An 18,899-nucleotide genomic window follows, 5' to 3' on the forward strand; every position below is an offset into this window, starting at 1 on the left:
GTACCATTTGGCTCTTGAATGTGCCTGTCGGCGGCAAGAAGAGGGCGTTTTAGAGCGCTTCGAGGCGGGCCGATCGTTTAATATGTCGTATTTACACTTACCTGGTGAGGAATAAGCGGATGATCACAGGCAGCATAGTCGCCCTGGCGACGCCAATGAAAGTCAATGGCGATATCGACTGGGAGGCGTTACGTCGTCTGGTGAACTTCCATCTCGAGAACGGCACCGACGCCATCGTCGCCGCGGGCACGACCGGCGAGCCCACCACGATGTCCTTTGCCGAGCATTTCGATGTGATTCGAAGCGTGGTGGAGGAAGTGAACGGGCGCATTCCGGTCATCGCCGGTACCGGTGCCAACGCGACTTCTGAAGCGGTAGAGCTTGCCCGTTATGCAAGCGAGGTAGGCGCGGACTACTGCCTGTCGGTCTGCCCGTACTACAACAAGCCCACCCAGGAAGGCCTGTACCAGCACTTCAAGGCGGTGGCCGAGGGCAGCAAACTGCCGGTCATCATGTACAACGTGCCGGGGCGCACCTGCTCGGATCTTTACAACGAAACCGTGGTGCGTTTGGCCGAAGTGGACAATATCATTGGTTTGAAGGACGCCACCGGGAACCTTGAGCGCGCGGAAGATCTAATTGCACGGCTCAAAGGCAGCGACTTCATGCTCTACTCCGGTGACGACGCAACCGCCTGTGACTTCATGCTGATGGGCGGTCACGGCGATATCTCGGTGACCGCCAACGTCGTCCCCAACGCCATGCACGAGCTTTGCAGTGCGGCGGTTGCCGGCGATAGCGAGAAAGCGCACCAGATCAATACGCGTTTGATGCCGCTTCACACGAATCTCGGGATCGAGTCCAACCCGATCCCCGTCAAGTGGTCGCTCAACCGCATGGGCTACATGGACGCGGGCATTCGGCTGCCCTTGACCTGGCTTTCGCAAAAATACCACGCCACTGTTAGTGAAGCGCTGCAGTTGGCTGGCGTCGTCGAAGAGTAACGGCGTCCGACCCCGATGCCCGGCCACGCCGGGCGAGTGAACTGTTGACTTAAGGTGGCTTGATGAGCTCTGTGCTTAAAAGACCCGCGCTGAAATGTATGCCGCTGGCACTGGTTATGGGGGTGGCGCTTTCTGGCTGCGCACGCGATGGCTTCTATGATGATCGCAACCTCGATTACACCGACGTAACCCCGGCCTCACCGCTGGTGCTGCCGGAAAGCCGTAACGCCCAGCGCTACAACGATGCCATGCCGGTCCCCCAGGCATCGCTTCAGGGCAGCCGGGTCGAAAGCGCCGCCGACGTTGCGCCGCCGCCGTCGCTTTCGATCGGCAGTGGCCTGGAGCCCGAATACGTCGAGCGCCGCCAGGTAGGCAGCCGCGCCTGGCTGGTCGTCGCCGCCGATACCGGCGCCGTGTGGCCTCAGCTTGAAGCCTTCGCGCAAAGCCGTGGGCTGGGCATCCAGCAAAGCGATGCCAATCAGGGCGTGATCGTCACCTCCCAGGCCACGCTTGAGCTGCAAAGCGCGCTGCGCGCGGGCAGTAGCGAAGTGCGCTGCGAGCAAAACGGCCAGGCGGCAAGCAGCTGCCTCGACGCCTTGGAAGAGTATCTGGGGGCGCGCAGCGCCACGGCCAGCGCCTCCTCCTGGAACGCGCAGCGTCTTTCCAAAGAGCGCAGCTTGCAACTTCGCCAGCAAGACGGCAACTGGGAAGCGGTCATTCCGCAAGATGCCGAGCGTGTATGGGCCGAGCTCGACCACTACATGACCCAGGATTTCACCGTCGAAAATCGCCGCGAACTGATCGAAAAGTCGCCGGAGAACTACGAATTTCTGGTCAACTACATGACCGCCTCGGAAGAGGGCCGCAACCCGATTCAGGTTGTCTTTAGTAACGACGTTCGCCGTATGACCCAGAATATTCGCCTGGTGCTCGAGCCCCAGGGCAACGAAAGCGTACTTCGCGCCATCAATGCAAGCGATCGCGAATTCAGTGCCAGTGATCAGCGCGAGCTTCTCGAGCGCGTTACCGGCTACTTGCGCTAACGTTTAACTACATTATTCGGAGCCCCCATGGAAAAGCGTGACGAACTCTACGCTGGCAAAGCCAAGTCGGTCTACACCACCGACGACCCGGACCTGCTGGTCCTTAAGTTTCGCGACGACACCAGCGCTTTTGACGGCAAAAAGATGGAGTCGCTGGCGCGCAAGGGGATGGTCAATAACGTCTTCAACGCCTTCATCATGGAGCGTTTGGAAGAGGCCGGGATTGCCACCCATTTCGAAAAGCAGCTCGGTGATACCGAGAGTCTGGTCAAGAAAATGGAGATGATCCCGGTCGAGTGCGTGATCCGTAACGTCGCCGCCGGCGGTCTGGTCAAGCGCCTGGGCATCGAGGAAGGGCAGGCGCTGACGCCGCCCACCTTCGAGCTTTTCTTGAAAAACGACGAGAAAGGCGACCCGATGATCAACGAATCATTAGCGGAGACCTTCGGCTGGGCCACCCCCGAGCAGCTTTTACAGATGAAGAAGCTGACCTACAAGGTCAACCAGGTGCTCAAGCAGCTCTTTCATGAGGGCGGCATGCTGCTGGTGGACTACAAGCTCGAGTTCGGCGTGTTCAAGGGCGAGGTCGTACTCGGCGACGAGTTCTCCCCGGACGGCTGCCGTTTGTGGGATGCCAACACCCGCGAGAAGATGGACAAGGACCGCTTCCGCCAGGGGCTCGGGGGCGTGATCGAGGCCTACGAAGAAGTCGGCCGCCGCTTGGGCATTACCTTTCCGGGCTAAGCGCTAATCTTAATAACTAGTCTTAAGTGCTAGGCGCTGCCGGGTTCGATAGCCACCACCTCCAGGGTGGTGGCGTTGTTTTGGGCGGCGCAAAATTTTACTTCCACATCGCGCAGGCGCAGGCCGTACACGCGCTCACCGCTGGTGTGGTAGGCGGGGCGCGGGTCCTGGCTGAGCACCTGCTCGATCAGCGCATAAAGCGACGCTCGGTCCGGGCGGTTTTCCAAAAAGGCCAGCGCTTTGGCGCTGAACGCGACCGCCTTGAGCGTAGGCGCTTGCGGTGCGAAGCCCGCTTGTGCCTCGGGGACCGATTCCGCCCAGGGCAGGTAAGGCTTGATATCCACGACCGGTGTACCGCTGACCAGATCGCACCCTTCCAGTTGCAGGCGCACGCCGTTTTTGAGCTCGATGCCCACCAGTTTGACCAGCGAAAGCCCTAGCCGGTTGGGGCGATGGGTGCTGCGGCTGGCGAACACCCCGACTTTTTGATTGCCGCCAAGCCTTGGCGGGCGCACCAGCGGTGTCCAGCGCGTCGGGCTTTGGTGAAAGACGAAACTCAGCCACAGGTGGCTAAAGGTTTCGAGCCCGCGTACCGCCAGTGGGTCGTTATAGGGCGCCTGTAGTTCGAGGCTCGCCCTGGCCGCCGGGGCAAGCCCTGGCTGGCGCGGTATGCCGAACTTGTCCGGGTAGTCGCTCGCTATCCGTCCAACGGTCGCGAGTGAAAAGGGCGGGGCGTTGTGCATCGCGTGGCCTTGTGCTGAGATAGGCGCCCCAGTATAAAGCAGCAAGGCGCCTGCGCCGAGCGGCTGGAAAATCCGAGGGGCCTTAAGTTTCAACCCCCGAACCCTGCGTAGAGGTGGTGCATGACGACAACACGAGAGCCGGCCGCGCGCATTACCTACCGCCAGGCCCTGGGGCGCGACGCCTCGGATCAGGCGGAGGTGTTTTATCACGCGGTGATGCAGGGGGCGGCGAGCCACTACGCGACGAGCGAGCGCGAAGCCTGGGCCAACGCGCTGCCCCGCGAGGCGAGCGCCTGGGCGGCGCGCCACGCCTTTTACACTACCCTGGTGGCGGTGTGCGACGGGCGCTGCGTGGGCTTTTTGGAGCTCGATAGCCAAAACGCGCGCATCGTTACTCTCTACGTTTGGCCTTCGCTTACCGGGCGGGGGATCGGCAGTACGCTGCTGATCCATGCCGAGCGTCTGCTGCTCGAGCAGGGCATCACGCGGGTCGAGATCGAGGCGAGCCTGGTGCTTTATGAGCGCCTTGAGCGCCGCGGTTTTGAAAACCACGGCGAGCAGTGGGTGGAGCGCAGCGGCGAGTGGCTCAAGCGCTACCACATGAGCAAGGCGCTCAAGGCCGTCGAGACCTAACGCCTGACGCTTGGGGGCTAAACGCTAAAGGTTTGGGTGATCCGCATGGAAAGGTCGATCGAGGCGATATCCTGGGTCAGCGCGCCGCTCGAAATCGTGTCGACCCCGGTCTCGGCGATGGCTCTTAGCGTGCTGGCGTCCACGTTGCCCGACGCCTTTAACACCGCCCGGCCGCCGTTGATTTCTACCGCCACGTGAAGATCCTCGAGCTCGAAGTTATCCAGCATGATGATATCGGCGCCGGCGGCCAGTGCCTGGTCGAGCGCCTCGAAGGTGGCGACTTCGACCTCGACGAGCACATCGCTTGCAAGCTTGCGCGCCTGGGACACGGCGGCCTGGAGGCCGCCGCAGGCCGTTATGTGGCTCTCCTTGATCAGGAAGGCATCCCAAAGGCCCAAGCGGTGGTTATGCCCGCCGCCGCAGGTTACCGCGTACTTCTGGGCGATGCGAAGCCCCGGCAGCGTCTTGCGGGTATCGAGCAGCTTGGTCGAGGTGCCCTGTAGAAAGTCAACGTAGGCACGGGTCGTGGTGGCCGTCGCACTCAACGTTTGTAGAAGGTTCAGCGCGGCGCGCTCGCCGGTTAACAGGCTGGCCGCCGGGCCCTCCAGTTCTAGAAAATGGTGCTCCGGCGTAATGGTGTCGCCATCCGCCGCTTCCCAGCGCAGCGTAACGCGGCTGTCCAGGCGGCGAAAAATCTCGTCGACCCAGGCCACGCCGCAAAGCACCGCGTTCTGATGCGCACTGATCCGGGCGGTCGCCCACTGATGCTCGGGAATCAGCTGCGCGGTGATGTCCCCCGCGCCCACGTCCTCCGCCAGCAGGCGGGCGGCGCTTTCGCGGATCTCTTCGGCAAGAGCGTTTTGATAATGCATGGCGGTGTGGTCTCAAGGCGTAGGTATAGCGCAGAGTATAGTGAATTTACTACCCGAACCTAGAGGAGAGTGGTGACGTGGTCCAATCCGGTACCCGGGGCATCTGGGCTGGCGCGCGCCAGGCCAGCTCGCCCAATGCAGACGAGCGCGCGGGCGGCGAAGTGTCGCTTTTGGTGATTCACGCGATCAGCCTGCCGCCTGGCCAGTTTGGCGGACCGGCGATCGAGGCGCTGTTTACCAATACCCTGGATGCGAAGCGCCACCCGTTTTTTGAAACGATTGCACACCTTCGCGTTTCTGCGCATCTGTTGATTCGCCGCGACGGCGAGTGCGTGCAGTTTGTCGATACCGACCGACGCGCCTGGCACGCCGGGCGCTCACGCTGGTTCGACCCGCGCCTTGGGCATTCGCGCGAGGCGCTCAACGAGTTCTCTGTGGGTATCGAGCTCGAGGGCGACGGCGTGAGTCCGTTCACCCGCGCCCAGTACAAAAGCCTGGTCGCGGCGACCCGGTGGCTGATAGCGCGCTATCCGGCGCTCGATGCGTCGCGCATTACCGGTCACGCGCATATTGCCCCGCTTCGTAAAGAGGACCCAGGACCCTGCTTTGACTGGGCCTACTACCATCAATGTCTGAATTCACCGTTATCGCGGCCTGGTCAGGCGAGCAGGGCGCCTTACAAGCCCAACGCATTCATTCGTCGGGAAATAAAACGGTAGTTTGACTACAGTTCACGCCATTCGAGGGTTTGGAAATAGCTTCCAAAACCGCTATGTTGCGGTGCAATATACTGTTTTGGATGGAATTTCCATCGCGCTGGAATTGGCAGAATAGCGACTTTGCGGTATCTTCTATATACAAAAGGCTAACCTTTACGGCCCCTATGTAGCTTTCCTACATTTTCGAGCGTTTTCCTGATCGGGTAGCTCGTTGAATGTAGAATAAAAAAACGTTCAAGACACGCAAGCTCGGCTTTTATCGGCCTTGGCGGCTCAACGTCGCAGCCGCCCCATCCCCAAAAGGGTCGCGGGCGTATTGTCATTTATCGTCATTCGGAGAGACCTCTATGAGTCTGGAGACAAGAGAAGATCTCGATCCGGTCGAAACCACGGAGTGGCTGGAATCCCTGGAATCGGTACTGGATCGTGAGGGCGAAGATCGCGCCCGCTACCTGATGACCCGCCTGGCGGATCGCATGCGTCGGGACGGTATGAAGGTGCCCTTCTCGGTGACGACCCCGCACCGTAATACGATTCCGGTTCATCGCGAAGCGCAGATGCCGGGCGACTTGTTCATGGAGCGGCGTATCCGCTCGCTGATTCGCTACAACGCGATCGCCCAGGTCATTCGCAACAACCGGGCCAATCCGGGATTGGGCGGCCACATTGCAAGTTTCATGTCCTCGGCCACGCTTTATGATGTGGGCTTCAACCACTTCTTCCGCGCGGCAAAGGACGACTTCGCCGGCGACCTGGTCTACATCCAGGGCCACGTGGCGCCGGGTATCTACGCGCGTTCCTACCTGGAAGGGCGGCTGTCCGAGGATCAGATGGACAGCTTCCGCCAGGAAGTCGACGGCGACGGTCTTTCGTCCTACCCGCACCCCTGGTTAATGCCGGACTACTGGCAGTTCCCTACGGTTTCCATGGGACTTGGCCCGATCCAGGCCATCTACCAGGCCCACGTGATGAAGTACCTGCATCACCGTGAGCTCAAGGACATGCACGACCGTAAGATCTGGTGCTTCATGGGCGACGGTGAGTGCGACGAGCCGGAATCGCTGGGCGCGATTTCCCTGGCGGGCCGTGAGAACCTCGACAACCTGATCTTTGTCATCAACTGCAACCTGCAGCGCCTCGACGGCCCGGTGCGCGGTAATTCCCGCGTCATGGACGAGCTCGAAGGCGTATTCCGCGGTGCCGACTGGAACGTCATCAAGGTCGTTTGGGGTCGCCATTGGGACTCGCTGTTCGAGAAGGACAGCAAGGGCGTTCTGCAAAAGCGCATGGACGAAGCAGTCGATGGCGAGTACCAGAACTACAAGGCCAACGGTGGCGCCTACACCCGCGAGCACTTCTTCGGCAAATACCCGGAAACCGAAGAGATGGTCAAGGATCTCTCGGACGAAGACATCTGGAAGCTCAACCGCGGCGGTCACGACCCGTTCAAGGTCTACTCGGCCTACCACGAAGCGGTGAATACCCAAAACGGCAAGCCGACGGTCATTCTGGCGCATACCGTCAAGGGCTACGGCATGGGTGCCGGCGACGGCGAAGCGGCCAACGAGGCCCACCAGGTCAAGAGCATGGAGCACGAGGCGCTGAAGAAATTCCGCGACCGCTTCGGCATTCCGCTTTCTGACGAGCAGCTGCAGGAAGTGCCGTACTACAAGCCCGAGGAGGACTCCCCGGAGCTCAAGTACATGCACCTGCAGCGCGAGCGCCTGAACGGCTACCTGCCGAGTCGCCAGAGCGACTTCGAGGCGCTGGAAATCCCCACCCTCGAAGACAAGACCTTCGCCTCGCAGCTCGGCGGTTCGCGCGGGCGTGAAGTGTCGACCACCATGTCCTTCGTGCGTGTGCTCAACGGCCTGGTCAAGGACAAGAAGCTTGGCAAGTACGTCGTGCCGATCATCCCGGACGAGGCGCGTACCTTCGGCATGGAAGGCATGTTCCGCCAGCTGGGTATTTACTCCGCGGCGGGGCAGAAATACGAGCCGATGGATAAAGGCCAGATCATGTACTACCGCGAGGACCAGAAAGGTCAGGTTCTCGAGGAAGGCATTACCGAGGCGGGTGCGATGTCGGCTTGGATGGCGGCCGCGACCTCCTACAGCAACAACCACGTCACGCTGTTGCCGTTTTACATCTACTACTCGATGTTCGGTTTCCAGCGCATTGGCGATTTGGCTTGGGCGGCAGGCGATTTGCAGGCGCGCGGCTTCATGGTCGGCGGCACCGCCGGGCGGACCACGCTCAACGGCGAAGGCTTGCAGCACCAGGATGGCCACAGCCTGATCCAGGCCTCCACCATCCCCAACTGCAGAAGCTACGATCCGACCTATGGCCACGAAATCGCGGTGATCGTTCAGGACGGTCTGAAGCGCATGTTCACCGACAAGGAGAACTGCTTCTACTACCTGACCGTGATGAACGAGAACTACGAGCACCCGGAGCTCGAGGACGTACCCGCCGACGATATCGTCAAAGGCATGTACCTGCTGCGCGAAACCAAGGGTGACAAGGGCCGCGTTCAACTACTCGGTTCGGGCACCATTTTGCGCGAGGTCGAAGCCGCGGCGGAGCTTCTCACCGAGGATTGGCAGGTAGGCGCCGATATCTGGAGCGTCACCAGCTTCAACGAGCTGCGTCGTGAAGCGCTAACCCTTGATCGCGAAGCCTTCCTGAACCCGGAGAGTGAGGCGCAAACGCCCCACGTCACCAAGTGCCTGGCAGGCCGCGAGGGCCCGGCCATCGCCTCGACGGACTACATGAAGCTTTATGCCGATCAGGTCCGCGCCTGGGTGCCGACTGAGTACACCGTGCTGGGTACCGACGGCTTTGGCCGCTCGGACACCCGCGAGAAGCTGAGAAGCTTCTTCGAGGTGGACCGCTACTTCGTGGTGGTCGCCGCTCTGCGGGCGCTGGCCGAGCGTGGCGATATCGAACGTAAGCTGGTGGGCGAGGCGATGAAGAAGTACAACATCGACGCCAACAAGCGTAATCCGCTGACTAGCTAAACCGCAGCCCGGCGGGCAATGCCCGCCGGCTCGATCCGATTTGGAAGGAGCGCGACCTTGAGTAGCGAAATCATCAAAGTTCCCGATATCGGTGGCGATACCGATGTCGAAATCATCGAGATTGCGGTGTCAGAAGGCGACGTCATCGAAGCGGAAGACGCCCTGATAACGCTGGAATCCGACAAGGCCAGCATGGATGTTCCCTCGCCCAAGGGCGGCAAGGTCGTCAAGGTGCTGGTAAAAGAAGGCGACAAGGTCTCCGAAGGCGACGACATCATCGAGCTCGAAGTCGAGGGTGATGACGACGGCGATGGCGAGCAGGCCGAAAGCGACGACCAACAAAGCAGCGAGCAGCCAGAAAGCGCCGCCCAGGACGAAGGCCAGCAGGAGCAAAAAAGCGAGCAGAAAAGCGCTTCCTCCGCCAGTGCCAAACAATCCGGCGGTAAGCAGACCGTCGATATTATCGTGCCCGACCTTGGTGGCTCCGAGAACGTCGAAATCATCGAGGTCGCCGTTAGCGAAGGCGATAGCGTCGAGGCCGAAGACGCGCTGATCACGCTCGAGTCCGACAAGGCCTCGATGGACGTGCCGAGCCCGCACACCGGCAAGATCGTCTCTTTCACCGTGAAAGAGGGCGACACCGTCTCGGAAGGCGACGTGATCGGCCAGATCGAAATCGAAGGCGAAGGAGCCGGCGAGGACGAAAGCGATAACGCGGACGACGCGCCGGCGCAAGAGCAAGACGCGGCTTCCGATGCCGACGATACCGAGTCCGATGAAGCCGATGACGACGAGGAAGAGAGCGGCGGCACCGAGCGCAAGGAAGTTCGCGTACCGGATCTTTCCGGCGCCTCGGAAGTGCCGGTCATCGAAATCGCCGTGTCCAAGGGCGACGAGGTCAACGAAGAAGACGCGCTGATCACGCTGGAGTCCGACAAGGCCTCGATGGACGTACCGAGCCCCTACAAGGGCAAGCTGGTCGAGGTCAGCGTCAAGGAGGGCGATACCGTCTCGGAAGGCACGGTAATCGCGATCATCGAAGTGGCCTCCTCGGGCGGTGCCAAAAAGGCGAAGAAGCCGACCGGCAAGCCGTCGGATCAGCAGAAGGACGCTGAGAACAGCACCTCGAACCAGGGCTCTGAGAGCAAGAAGTCGGCGTCCAAAAAAACCGAGAGCAAATCCGCTGACAAAGCACCTTCGAAAGGTAAGGGCGAAAGCGCGGGTGGCTCGCCAAGCCCGGAAGCGGCCATGGCGGCGCACAAACCGCGCGACGGCAAGCTGGTCCACGCCGGCCCCGCGGTACGCATGCTCGCCCGTGAGTTCGGCGTCGATCTTGAACTCGTCAAGCCCAGCGGCCCGAAAGAGCGCATCCTGAAAGAGGACGTGCAGGCCTACGTCAAGCAGGCGCTCTCCAACGAGGGCGGTGCCAAGACCCAGGCTGGCGCGGCCCCTGCCGGCGGTGGCAGCGGCATTCCGCCGATTCCGGAAGTCGACTTCAGCCAGTTCGGCGAAGTGGAAGAGAAGCCGATGGGGCGCCTGCTCAAGATGGGCGCGACCAATCTGCACAGAAGCTGGGTGAACGTGCCCCACGTGACCCAGTTCGACGAGGCGGACATCACCGAGCTCGAGAACTTCCGCAAGTCGATGAAAGCCGAAGCCGAAGCCCAGGGCGCGAAACTCACGCCGCTGCCGTTTTTGGTCAAGGCCTGCGCCTTTGCGCTCAGGAAGTTCCCGCAGTTCAACGTCAGCTTGAAGGGCGACGGCGAAACTCTGGTATGGAAGAAGTACGTCCATATCGGTATCGCCGTGGACACACCCGAAGGCCTGATGGTGCCGGTGCTTCGCGATGCGGACAAGAAATCCTTGATCGACATCGCCAAGGAGATGGCCGAACTTGGCAAGAAAGCGCAGAGCAAAAAGCTCAAGCGCGACGAGATGACCGGCGGCTGTTTCACCATTTCGAGCCTTGGCTCGATTGGCGGCACGGCGTTCACGCCGATCGTCAACGCGCCGGAAGTCGCGATCCTGGGCGTGTCGAAGTCGCAGATGAAACCGGTCTGGGACGGCGCTGCCTTCCAGCCGCGTTTGATGATGCCGCTGTCGCTCTCTTACGATCACCGTGCGATCAACGGCGCTGACGCTGCGCGCTTCACCGCGTTTTTGGCCGATGTGCTGACCGATATCCGTCGCCTGCTGCTCTAGGCAGCGTTGGCGGAAAGTAAGCGGCGCCCATTTTTATGGGCGCCGCTTGCGTTTCATCGACCCCCTTTTGAGGCAAGGCGCCGGGCCAAACGAAAAAAAGCGCTCGTTTGAGGCTTTTGGAGAGTTGTGCCGCCCGAGTGGCCCGGTTATTGTCCTTCTATTCACGTTTACTTTGACCGTTTTATTACTTTGAACGATTTATGACTCGAGGAGCAGTGCCATGCGTTTAATCTTGTTGGGTGCCCCAGGCGCGGGTAAGGGAACCCAGGCCCGGTTCATTTGCGAGCGGTTCAAGATTCCGCAGATATCGACCGGCGACATGCTCCGCACGGCCATCAAGGACGGCACCGAGCTTGGCCTGAAGGTTCAGGAAATCATGCAAACCGGCGGGCTTGTGTCCGATGACATCATCATCGACCTGGTGAAAGAGCGCATTAGCCAACCCGACTGCGAAAACGGCTTTCTCTTCGACGGCTTCCCGCGCACCATTCCCCAGGCCGACGCCATGCGCGAAGGCGGCGTGAAGATCGACCACGTACTGGAAATCGCCGTGCCCGACGAAGAGATCGTCGACCGTATGGCCGGGCGCCGCGTACATCCAAGCTCCGGGCGCGTCTATCACATCGACCACAACCCGCCCAAAGAGCCTGGCAAGGACGATGTGACCGGCGAAACCCTGATTCAGCGCGAAGACGATCAGGAGTCCACGGTGCGCAATCGTCTGTCGGTCTATCACGACCAGACCGCACCACTGATCGACTACTACCAGCAGTGGGCCACGCAAGAGCCCGAGGCGGCGCCCCAGTACCACCGCGTGGAAGGGGTGGGCAGCGTTGCCGACATCACGCAACAAGTGAAAGACGCCCTGAGCTAAATTACTGGCTTTTCAGGCACCGGGGCCCGCTAATGCGGGCCTTTTACATCGCCGGACTTTCGGCGTTCAACGCCTGGTTTTATCATATCGCCTCGAGGCGCCCCTGTTGCCTGCGCCCCTGGATTGGAGTATCAAGTCGTCATGCCGTCATACCTTCTCGCCCTGGACGCCTCGTCGAGTGCCTGTTCCGCGGCGCTCATCCGCGCCGAGGGCGAGCACCGCGAATGTCTGGCCCGCTTCGAGCATACCCCGCGCGCCCATACCAAGCGGCTAATGCCCATGGTGGACGACGTGCTCGGTGAAGCCGGGATTGCCCCGAAGGCGCTCAGCGGTATTGCCTATGGCCAGGGGCCGGGCTCGTTTACCGGGCTGCGTATCGCCGCGGGCACCGCCCAGGGGTTGGCGTTCGGCCTCGACTGCCCGCTGGTGGGCGTCTCCACCCTCGAGGCGCTGGCGCTCCAGGCTCATCGGCGCTACCACGTTCGCCATGTCGTGACCGCCCTCGATGCGCGCATGGGAGAAGTCTACACCGCTGCCTGGCACTGTCAGAACGACGCCCCCACGTTGATCGATGAAGAGGTGGTCGTAGCACCCTCCCGGGTACTGCTACCCGACCTGCAGACCGACTGGGTCGGTGTCGGCTCGGGGTTTACCCTCTGGGAGCAGTTCGACGATCTCTTGAAGGCGAGCATGACCCAGCACCTGAGCGATCTTGAGCCCCGGGCCGAGGAGATGGCCTGGCTTGCGCTGCGCACCCTGGAAAGCGGCGGCGGCCAGGCCCCGATCGAGGTGCAGCCGGTTTATCTGCGCAACGACGTGGCCTGGAAGAAGCCTGCATGAATCGCGTGCAGGACCCAGGCCTTGGCCTTCCCGCCGGGCTGAGCCTGGCCGAAATAGACGGGCGGCTAGCGCTTGCGGGGGAGCCCGGGGAGTTCGGCCACCCCTTGAGCGTGGATTTCGTCGGCGGCAAGGCCGGGCACCGGCGCCAGTTCGGCGGCGGGCGCGGCCAGCTGATCGCCAAGGCGTGTGGCTTGAGCCAGGGTGTGACGCCAAGTGTGGTGGATGCCACCGCCGGACTTGGCCGCGACGCCTTCGTGCTGGCAAGCCTGGGGGCGCCGGTGCTGTTGATCGAGCGGGTAGCGGCGATCGCCGCGCTGCTCGAAGACGGCCTGGCCCGCGCCGCCCGCGAAAGCCAGGTCGAGATGATCGTGGCGCGTATGCGCCTGCTTCATGGTGACGCCACCCGCGCGCTCGCCGCGCTGGTCGAACAGGCCGGCGTTACCCCGGAAGTCGTTCATCTGGACCCGATGTTTCCCCACCGGGAGAAGTCCGCGCTGGTGAAAAAGGAGATGCGTCTGTTTCGGCTTTTGGCGGGCAGCGACGACGATGCGCCGCTTCTTCTGGAGCAGGCGCTGGATGTGGCCACTCACCGCGTGGCGGTCAAGCGCCCGCGCAAGGCGCCGCCCATCGAAGGCCCCGCGCCCAATCATACGCTGCTGGGCAAAACCAGCCGCTACGACCTTTACGTGCACCGTTCGCTTAAACCCCGTTAACGGCCGAGGAGTCGCCATGTCGCCCATATGGCGCGACGGTAATCGCTTTACCCTGCTGCCCGAAGCATCCATATTTCTGCCCGAGATGCTCGAGGCGATGGCGAGCGCCGAACACTATATTTTCGTCGAACTCTACCTGATGGAGTCCGGCGAGCTTGCCGACCGGCTAAGTCAGGCGCTGATCGACGCCAGCGCGCGGGGAGTGAAGGTATATTTGCTGCTCGACGGCTACGGCGCCCGGGGGCTTGCGCGTAAAGACCGTGCGCGGCTAATGGAAGGCGGCGTGGCGCTGCGCTTGTTCAACCCGCTGGGGCTTCATTCGCTGGCGCGTAACTTGAGCCGGGATCACCGCAAGATCGTCGTGGTGGATGGGAGCGTGGCGTTCACCGGCGGCTTCGGCGCGGTGGATGAGTTTTTGAAGGCCTGGTACGAAATTGCCGTGCGCGTCGAGGGCCCATCGGTTAACGACTGGGAGTCACTGTTTCGCCGCCTGTGGCGTTCGAAGCTGACGCGCCGCGCCAAGGGCAGCCCCGAGTGCGAGCTGGTCGAGCGCCGTGCGCCGCCGGCGTTCGATGACGGCGCCAAAGGGCGGGTGATGCCGGCCCGGGGCTATCGCTACCAGGCGATCCGACGTTCGCTTTTTGAGCGGGTGCGCCACACCGACACGCGGCTTTGGCTCTGCACGCCGTACTTCGTACCGACGTTTTCACTGCGCCGGCGGCTGGCCTGGGCGGCCCGGCGCGGGGTCGATGTGCGTTTGCTGCTGCCCGGTCGCAAGCACGACCACCCGGGCGTGCGCTACGCCGGGCAGCGTTACTATCAGGCGCTATTGAAAGCGGGGGTGCGGATTTACGAGTTCCAGCCGACCTTCATCCACGCCAAGTTCGTACTGGCCGACGACTGGGTAAGTATCGGGTCGTGTAACTTCGATCACTGGAACCTGCACTACAACCTGGAGGCCAACCAGGAGATCGAATCTTTTGATATGGCCCGCCAGGTTCAGGCGCTTTTCGAGCGTAACTTCGCCGCAAGCGACGAGGTCGATGCCACCGCCTGGGGTGAGCGCCCCTGGGGCCAGCGTGCCCGCGAGTGGATGTACGGGCTGTTGAACGCGGTGGTGATGCGCCTCAAGTAGCTCGGCTGTCGGCTCTAACGCTTTTTGCCCTTGGGCGATTTTTTACCGGCGGGCTTTTTGGGGCGCGGCTTGGGCTTGGCGGTTTCCGGCGGTACGCGGTAGTGCAGGTATAAATCGAGCACCAGCTCCGGCAACTGCGCAACGAGCGCCTCCTGGCGGGCGGTGTCGCCGGCTAAATCTTGCATGTCCGGCTCGTCGTCGAAAAGCCCGGAGAGCAGCATGAAAGGCAAAAGTAGCGTAGCCGCGGCCTCCTCGTCGTCCTGAAACCAGGCGCTTTCGTCGCTGAACACCGCTTCCATGAACCCGGCGCACCAGTCGCCGATGGGCGTCTCTTCCGGCGCAATGCCGTCCAGGCTCAGCTCGAAGGGCAGCTCCGGAAGCCCCCCTTGCTCCAGCACGCTGACCGCATTGTCACGAAGCGTGGCCAAAAGCCCGGTGATCTCATCGCGCTCGGCGGCGTCCTGGTAGTCGGGCTCGCCCTGAAAAAGCTCTTTGAGCCAGGTATCGAGAGGCTGCTCGCTGGGGGCCACGGCCAGCGCCACCAAAAAACCGTGGGCGGAAATCAGATCCAGCGCGTCTTCGCCGACGCGGTCGGAGTCGAGAAAGTCGTCCAGCCGGTCGAGCTGCTCGTCGTCCAGCAGCGGCTCCGGCGGGAGCTGCTCGGAATTTTCACTGCCACTTTGCGGTTCAACTGCCATAAAAGGCCTCGTTCGATCGTTTTGAGAAATCCGGCGCGATCGCTCACACTGGCAAGCGTCACCTGGGAGCTAGTTTATCATCAATGCGTATTTCTCCACTGCCCGCCTGGCCGCTCGAGCGGCTAAATGCGTTAAGCCAGCCGGCGCTTTTTGACGCTGCCCGCACCCGTGCCGACGAGGCGCTGGCGCGAGCCCGCGAGGTGCACCCCCATTTACCCGCGCCCAGGGTGTGGTTCGACCTCAAGGGCGCCAGCGCCGGCCAGGCCCACCTGGGGCGCGGGGGCTTGCGCTTCAATCCGGCACTGATGGCCGACAACCGCCAGGCCTATTTTGACGAGGTCATCCCCCACGAAATGGCCCACTGGCTGGTGTTCCATCTCAAAAACGGCCCGCGCCTGAAGCCCCACGGGCGCGAGTGGCAAACCGTGATGCGCGAGCTTTACGGCCTTACTCCGCGCGTGACCCATCGCTTGGATATCACCCACACCCAGCGCCGGCCTTACCACTACCGCTGCGATTGCCAAAGCCACCATTTCACCGCCCAGCGCCATGCTCAGGCGGCCAAGGGGCGGCGCTACCAGTGCCGGAGCTGCGCCCGCACGCTTCGCTTCATCGCCCGAGTTGAACCAGAATAGGGCATTAAGCACCTGTTTTTTATGGCAAATTAGCTACTACCAATGTCTAAGGGGAAGGTGCGTTAAGTAGGTTTAAGCTAGGTTGATATTTGCCCGCCTGACCCGACACGTTCCACGGGCGGCGCCGTTTTCCAATAATTGCAATTTCACGGACTGAGGCAGTGTCATGAGCGAGCATAAGAACGTTTATCCGGTGCGCGATAACATCGCTGCTAATGCATGGGCTGACAAGGCCACCTATGAGGCCCTGTACCAGCGCTCCATCGACGACCCCGCAGGTTTCTGGGCCGAGCAGGCCAAGCGACTCGATTGGATCAAGGCCCCGGGCACCATCAAGAACACCTCGTTTTCACGTGACAATGTCGATATCCGCTGGTTCGAGGACGGCACGCTCAACGTCGCCGCCAACTGCCTGGACCGCCATCTGGAAAAGCGCGGCGACCAAACCGCGATCATCTGGGAAGGCGACGACCCGAATGACACCAAGCACGTAAGCTACCGCGAGCTTTACGAGCGCACCAACCAGCTCGCCAACGCGATGAAGTCCCTGGGCGTCGGCCGGGGCGACACGGTCACGCTCTACATGCCGATGATTCCCGAAGCGGCCATGGCGATGCTCGCCTGTGCCCGTATCGGCGCGGTGCACTCGGTGGTGTTTGGCGGCTTCTCGCCGGACGCCGTTGCCCAGCGCGTGATCGGCGCCGACTCCAAACTGGTCATCACCGCCGACGAGTCCGTGCGCGGTGGCAAACAGGTGCCGCTCAAGGAGAACGTCGACGCCGCACTGACCCGCGACGGCACCGAGGTGTGCAAGAACGTGCTGGTGGTCAAACGCACCGGCGGCGATATCGACTGGCACGAGGGGCGGGATATCTGGTTCAGTGATCTGGTCGATCAGCAATCCACCGAGTGCGCGCCGGAAGCGATGGGCGCCGAAGACCCGCTGTTCATTCTCTATACCTCCGGTTCCACCGGTGCGCCCAAAGGGCTCAAGCACACCTCCGGCGGCTACCTGCTGTTCGCGGCCATGACCCACCAGTACGTGTTCGACTACCAGGAAGGCGAAATCTACTGGTGTACGGCGGATGTCGGCTGGGTCACCGGTCACAGCTACATCGTTTACGGGCCGCTGGCCAACGGCGCGACGACGCTGATGTTCGAAGGCGTGCCCAGCTACCCAAGCCACGGCCGCATCGGTGAGATCGTCGACAAGCACAAGGTGAATATCCTCTATACCGCGCCGACCGCGGTGCGCGCGCTCATGGCCCACGGCGACAGCGTGATGGACTCAAGCAAACGCGACTCGCTGCGCCTTTTGGGCTCGGTCGGCGAGCCGATCAATCCGGAGGCCTGGGAGTGGTTCTACCGGGTGATCGGTAACGAAAAATGCCCGATCGTCGATACCTGGTGGCAAACCGAAACCGGCGGCATCATGATCGCGCCGCTGCCCGGCGCGACCGACCTCAAGCCCGGTTCCGCCACCAGGCCTTTCTTCGGTGTCCAGCCGGCGCTCGTCGACAACGAAGGCAATCGTCTCGAAGGCGCAACCGAAGGTAACCTGGTGGTGCTCGACTCTTGGCCTGGCCAGGCGCGCTCTATCTGGGGCGACCACGAGCGCTTCGTGCAGACTTACTTCTCGACCTACGACGACATGTACTTCACCGGCGACGGCTGCCGGCGCGATGAAGACGGCTATTACTGGATCACCGGGCGGGTGGACGACGTATTGAACGTTTCCGGCCACCGCATGGGCACCGCCGAGATCGAGTCGTCGCTGGTCGCGCACTCGGCAGTCGCCGAGGCGGCGGTAGTGGGCTTCCCTCACGATATCAAAGGCCAGGGCATCTATATCTACGTCACCCTGAACGATGGTATCGAGGCCTCTGACGAGCTCAAGAAGGAGCTGACCCAGTGGGTGCGCAAGGATATCGGGCCGATCGCCTCGCCGGATGTCATCCAGTGGGCGCCGGGGCTACCCAAGACCCGCTCGGGCAAAATCATGCGTCGGATTCTGCGCAAGATTGCCGCCAACGAGTGCGAGGGGCTTGGCGATACCAGCACGCTGGCGGATCCGTCGGTGGTCGACGATCTGATCGAGCACCGCGCCACGCAGTAGCCCGTCAAGGAATATCAGACGCTGAATGGCAGGCTATGTTAAGTTGAACGCAGGTCATAACCGTTCGGGTGCCGGCTCTTAGCCGGCACCGTTTTTTTACGCCGAATAACGAATGACAAATTGTGCATGGCGGAGCTTTTGTAACTTAAAGCCCATGGGGTACCATGCTAAACCGTATGAGCTAGCCGTTGCGGCAAAGATGTCCCGCGCTCGAGGAACCGGAGGAGTATCATGGCAGTAGCCCATAAGTTTATCGTCGCTGACGATCATCCGCTGTTTCGGGCAGCGCTCACCCAGGCGTTGCGTCAATTGGCTCCCCAGGCGGAGATCGTCGAAGCCGATACCATGGAAGCTACCACCGAAGTGGTGAACCGCCACCCGGACGCGGATCTGATTTTGCTCGATCTGCACATGCCCGGCGCCCACGGCTTTTCGGGGCTTATCCAGCTTCGCGGTCAGATGCCCGACGTGCCGGTAGCGGTGGTGTCCGGTAGCGACGAACCCTACGTCGTGCGCCGCGCCATCGACTACGGTGCCTCGGGCTTTATTCCCAAGTCGTCGTCGCTGCAACTGATTGCCGAGGCGGTCGGTGAAATCCTGCAGGGCGAAGTATGGCTGCCCGAGGCGCTGGCCGGCATTTTGGAAGAGACCAGCGAAGAGGAGTCGCGCTTTGCCGAGGCGATCGCCTCGCTTACGCCGCAGCAGTTTCGCGTGCTCAACATGCTGACCGAAGGGCTTTTGAACAAGCAGATCGCTTTTGAGCTCAACGTCTCCGAGGCGACCATCAAGGCTCACGTTACCGCGATCCTGCGCAAGCTGGGCGTTCACTCGCGCACCCAGGCCGTGATCGCCGCCCAGAAACTCGAGGTCGAGCCGCCGAAAGTCGAATCCTGACCGCGGGTATGTGA

Annotated in this window: 17 protein-coding genes; 14 read left to right on the forward strand and 3 right to left on the reverse strand. The window is 61.9% G+C overall.

Features of this window, described 5'->3' with window-relative positions:
• Positions 1 to 119 precede the first annotated feature (119 nt).
• From dapA to purC, 3 genes are all read left to right on the forward strand, one after another.
• Entirely contained in the window at positions 120 to 1,004 is an 885-nt protein-coding gene (dapA, locus tag ACWHVV_RS03080; protein WP_447928025.1) for a 4-hydroxy-tetrahydrodipicolinate synthase, read from the forward strand.
• Positions 1,005 to 1,066: 62 nt separating this feature from the next.
• Positions 1,067 to 2,047 (forward strand): lipoprotein, NlpB, encoded by a 981-nt coding sequence (locus ACWHVV_RS03085; RefSeq protein WP_447928026.1) that lies wholly within the window; start codon positions 1,067 to 1,069, stop codon positions 2,045 to 2,047.
• Between the two features lie 27 nt (positions 2,048 to 2,074).
• Complete coding sequence (gene purC, locus ACWHVV_RS03090; RefSeq protein ID WP_447928027.1) at positions 2,075 to 2,791, forward strand: phosphoribosylaminoimidazolesuccinocarboxamide synthase; 717 nt, start codon at positions 2,075 to 2,077, stop codon at positions 2,789 to 2,791.
• A 29-nt stretch (positions 2,792 to 2,820) separates the two neighbouring features.
• Here purC and tsaA read toward each other — a convergent pair whose 3' ends face one another.
• The gene (gene tsaA, locus ACWHVV_RS03095) at positions 2,821 to 3,534 is read right to left on the reverse strand and encodes a tRNA (N6-threonylcarbamoyladenosine(37)-N6)-methyltransferase TrmO (protein ID WP_447928028.1); all 714 of its coding nucleotides are present in this window, start codon (positions 3,532 to 3,534) and stop codon (positions 2,821 to 2,823) included.
• Positions 3,535 to 3,654: 120 nt separating this feature from the next.
• On the opposite strand from tsaA, the gene ACWHVV_RS03100 reads away from it, so the two are divergent.
• On the forward strand, positions 3,655 to 4,167 hold the full coding sequence (locus ACWHVV_RS03100; RefSeq protein ID WP_447527810.1) for an N-acetyltransferase family protein: 513 nt from the start codon (positions 3,655 to 3,657) through the stop codon (positions 4,165 to 4,167).
• A gap of 17 nt (positions 4,168 to 4,184) precedes the next feature.
• On the opposite strand, the gene nadC is transcribed toward ACWHVV_RS03100, so the two are convergent.
• Positions 4,185 to 5,039 (reverse strand): carboxylating nicotinate-nucleotide diphosphorylase, encoded by an 855-nt coding sequence (nadC, locus tag ACWHVV_RS03105; RefSeq protein ID WP_447928029.1) that lies wholly within the window; start codon positions 5,037 to 5,039, stop codon positions 4,185 to 4,187.
• A gap of 77 nt (positions 5,040 to 5,116) precedes the next feature.
• Between nadC and ampD the strand changes: the two genes are divergently transcribed.
• The 7 genes from ampD to ACWHVV_RS03140 all read left to right on the forward strand — a co-directional run bounded on the left by ampD (position 5,117) and on the right by ACWHVV_RS03140 (position 14,542).
• Positions 5,117 to 5,758, forward strand: a complete 642-nt coding sequence (gene ampD / locus ACWHVV_RS03110) for a 1,6-anhydro-N-acetylmuramyl-L-alanine amidase AmpD (protein WP_447928030.1) — start codon at positions 5,117 to 5,119, stop codon at positions 5,756 to 5,758.
• Between the two features lie 347 nt (positions 5,759 to 6,105).
• Positions 6,106 to 8,778 (forward strand): pyruvate dehydrogenase (acetyl-transferring), homodimeric type, encoded by a 2,673-nt coding sequence (gene aceE / locus ACWHVV_RS03115; protein ID WP_447928031.1) that lies wholly within the window; start codon positions 6,106 to 6,108, stop codon positions 8,776 to 8,778.
• A 57-nt stretch (positions 8,779 to 8,835) separates the two neighbouring features.
• On the forward strand, positions 8,836 to 10,980 hold the full coding sequence (aceF, locus tag ACWHVV_RS03120) for a pyruvate dehydrogenase complex dihydrolipoyllysine-residue acetyltransferase (protein ID WP_447928032.1): 2,145 nt from the start codon (positions 8,836 to 8,838) through the stop codon (positions 10,978 to 10,980).
• A 220-nt stretch (positions 10,981 to 11,200) separates the two neighbouring features.
• A complete protein-coding gene (gene adk, locus ACWHVV_RS03125) occupies positions 11,201 to 11,854 on the forward strand; it encodes an adenylate kinase (protein ID WP_447527815.1) in 654 nt (217 codons plus the stop codon).
• Between the two features lie 141 nt (positions 11,855 to 11,995).
• Entirely contained in the window at positions 11,996 to 12,694 is a 699-nt protein-coding gene (tsaB, locus tag ACWHVV_RS03130; protein ID WP_447928033.1) for a tRNA (adenosine(37)-N6)-threonylcarbamoyltransferase complex dimerization subunit type 1 TsaB, read from the forward strand.
• The gene (locus ACWHVV_RS03135; protein WP_447928034.1) at positions 12,691 to 13,407 is read left to right on the forward strand and encodes a class I SAM-dependent methyltransferase; all 717 of its coding nucleotides are present in this window, start codon (positions 12,691 to 12,693) and stop codon (positions 13,405 to 13,407) included. The genes tsaB and ACWHVV_RS03135 overlap by 4 nt, the downstream gene beginning before the upstream one ends.
• Before the next feature lie 16 nt (positions 13,408 to 13,423).
• Complete coding sequence (locus ACWHVV_RS03140) at positions 13,424 to 14,542, forward strand: phospholipase D-like domain-containing protein (protein WP_447928035.1); 1,119 nt, start codon at positions 13,424 to 13,426, stop codon at positions 14,540 to 14,542.
• 14 nt (positions 14,543 to 14,556) lie between these two features.
• Here the strand turns inward: ACWHVV_RS03140 and ACWHVV_RS03145 are convergent, their stop codons facing one another.
• On the reverse strand, positions 14,557 to 15,240 hold the full coding sequence (locus tag ACWHVV_RS03145; RefSeq protein ID WP_447928036.1) for a YecA/YgfB family protein: 684 nt from the start codon (positions 15,238 to 15,240) through the stop codon (positions 14,557 to 14,559).
• Between the two features lie 83 nt (positions 15,241 to 15,323).
• On the opposite strand from ACWHVV_RS03145, the gene ACWHVV_RS03150 reads away from it, so the two are divergent.
• The 3 genes from ACWHVV_RS03150 (at position 15,324) to ACWHVV_RS03160 (ending at position 18,885) form a co-directional block, all read left to right on the forward strand.
• Positions 15,324 to 15,875: a SprT family zinc-dependent metalloprotease gene (locus tag ACWHVV_RS03150; protein WP_447928037.1), complete on the forward strand. Its 552-nt coding sequence runs from the start codon at positions 15,324 to 15,326 to the stop codon at positions 15,873 to 15,875.
• A gap of 166 nt (positions 15,876 to 16,041) precedes the next feature.
• Entirely contained in the window at positions 16,042 to 17,991 is a 1,950-nt protein-coding gene (gene acs / locus ACWHVV_RS03155) for an acetate--CoA ligase (RefSeq protein ID WP_447928038.1), read from the forward strand.
• Between the two features lie 231 nt (positions 17,992 to 18,222).
• Positions 18,223 to 18,885, forward strand: a complete 663-nt coding sequence (locus ACWHVV_RS03160) for a response regulator (RefSeq protein WP_447527822.1) — start codon at positions 18,223 to 18,225, stop codon at positions 18,883 to 18,885.
• Positions 18,886 to 18,899 lie beyond the last annotated feature (14 nt).

Source organism: Vreelandella sp. EE27 (assembly GCF_968206495.1).

Coding starts and splice junctions, on each gene's coding strand:
- dapA (WP_447928025.1), top strand. CDS start 120: ATGATCACAGGCAGCATAGTCGCCCTGGCGACGCCAATGAAAGTCAAT.
- ACWHVV_RS03085 (WP_447928026.1), top strand. CDS start 1,067: ATGAGCTCTGTGCTTAAAAGACCCGCGCTGAAATGTATGCCGCTGGCA.
- purC (WP_447928027.1), top strand. CDS start 2,075: ATGGAAAAGCGTGACGAACTCTACGCTGGCAAAGCCAAGTCGGTCTAC.
- tsaA (WP_447928028.1), bottom strand. CDS start 3,534: ATGCACAACGCCCCGCCCTTTTCACTCGCGACCGTTGGACGGATAGCG.
- ACWHVV_RS03100 (WP_447527810.1), top strand. CDS start 3,655: ATGACGACAACACGAGAGCCGGCCGCGCGCATTACCTACCGCCAGGCC.
- nadC (WP_447928029.1), bottom strand. CDS start 5,039: ATGCATTATCAAAACGCTCTTGCCGAAGAGATCCGCGAAAGCGCCGCC.
- aceE (WP_447928031.1), top strand. CDS start 6,106: ATGAGTCTGGAGACAAGAGAAGATCTCGATCCGGTCGAAACCACGGAG.
- adk (WP_447527815.1), top strand. CDS start 11,201: ATGCGTTTAATCTTGTTGGGTGCCCCAGGCGCGGGTAAGGGAACCCAG.
- tsaB (WP_447928033.1), top strand. CDS start 11,996: ATGCCGTCATACCTTCTCGCCCTGGACGCCTCGTCGAGTGCCTGTTCC.
- ACWHVV_RS03135 (WP_447928034.1), top strand. CDS start 12,691: ATGAATCGCGTGCAGGACCCAGGCCTTGGCCTTCCCGCCGGGCTGAGC.
- ACWHVV_RS03140 (WP_447928035.1), top strand. CDS start 13,424: ATGTCGCCCATATGGCGCGACGGTAATCGCTTTACCCTGCTGCCCGAA.
- ACWHVV_RS03145 (WP_447928036.1), bottom strand. CDS start 15,240: ATGGCAGTTGAACCGCAAAGTGGCAGTGAAAATTCCGAGCAGCTCCCG.
- ACWHVV_RS03150 (WP_447928037.1), top strand. CDS start 15,324: ATGCGTATTTCTCCACTGCCCGCCTGGCCGCTCGAGCGGCTAAATGCG.
- acs (WP_447928038.1), top strand. CDS start 16,042: ATGAGCGAGCATAAGAACGTTTATCCGGTGCGCGATAACATCGCTGCT.
- ACWHVV_RS03160 (WP_447527822.1), top strand. CDS start 18,223: ATGGCAGTAGCCCATAAGTTTATCGTCGCTGACGATCATCCGCTGTTT.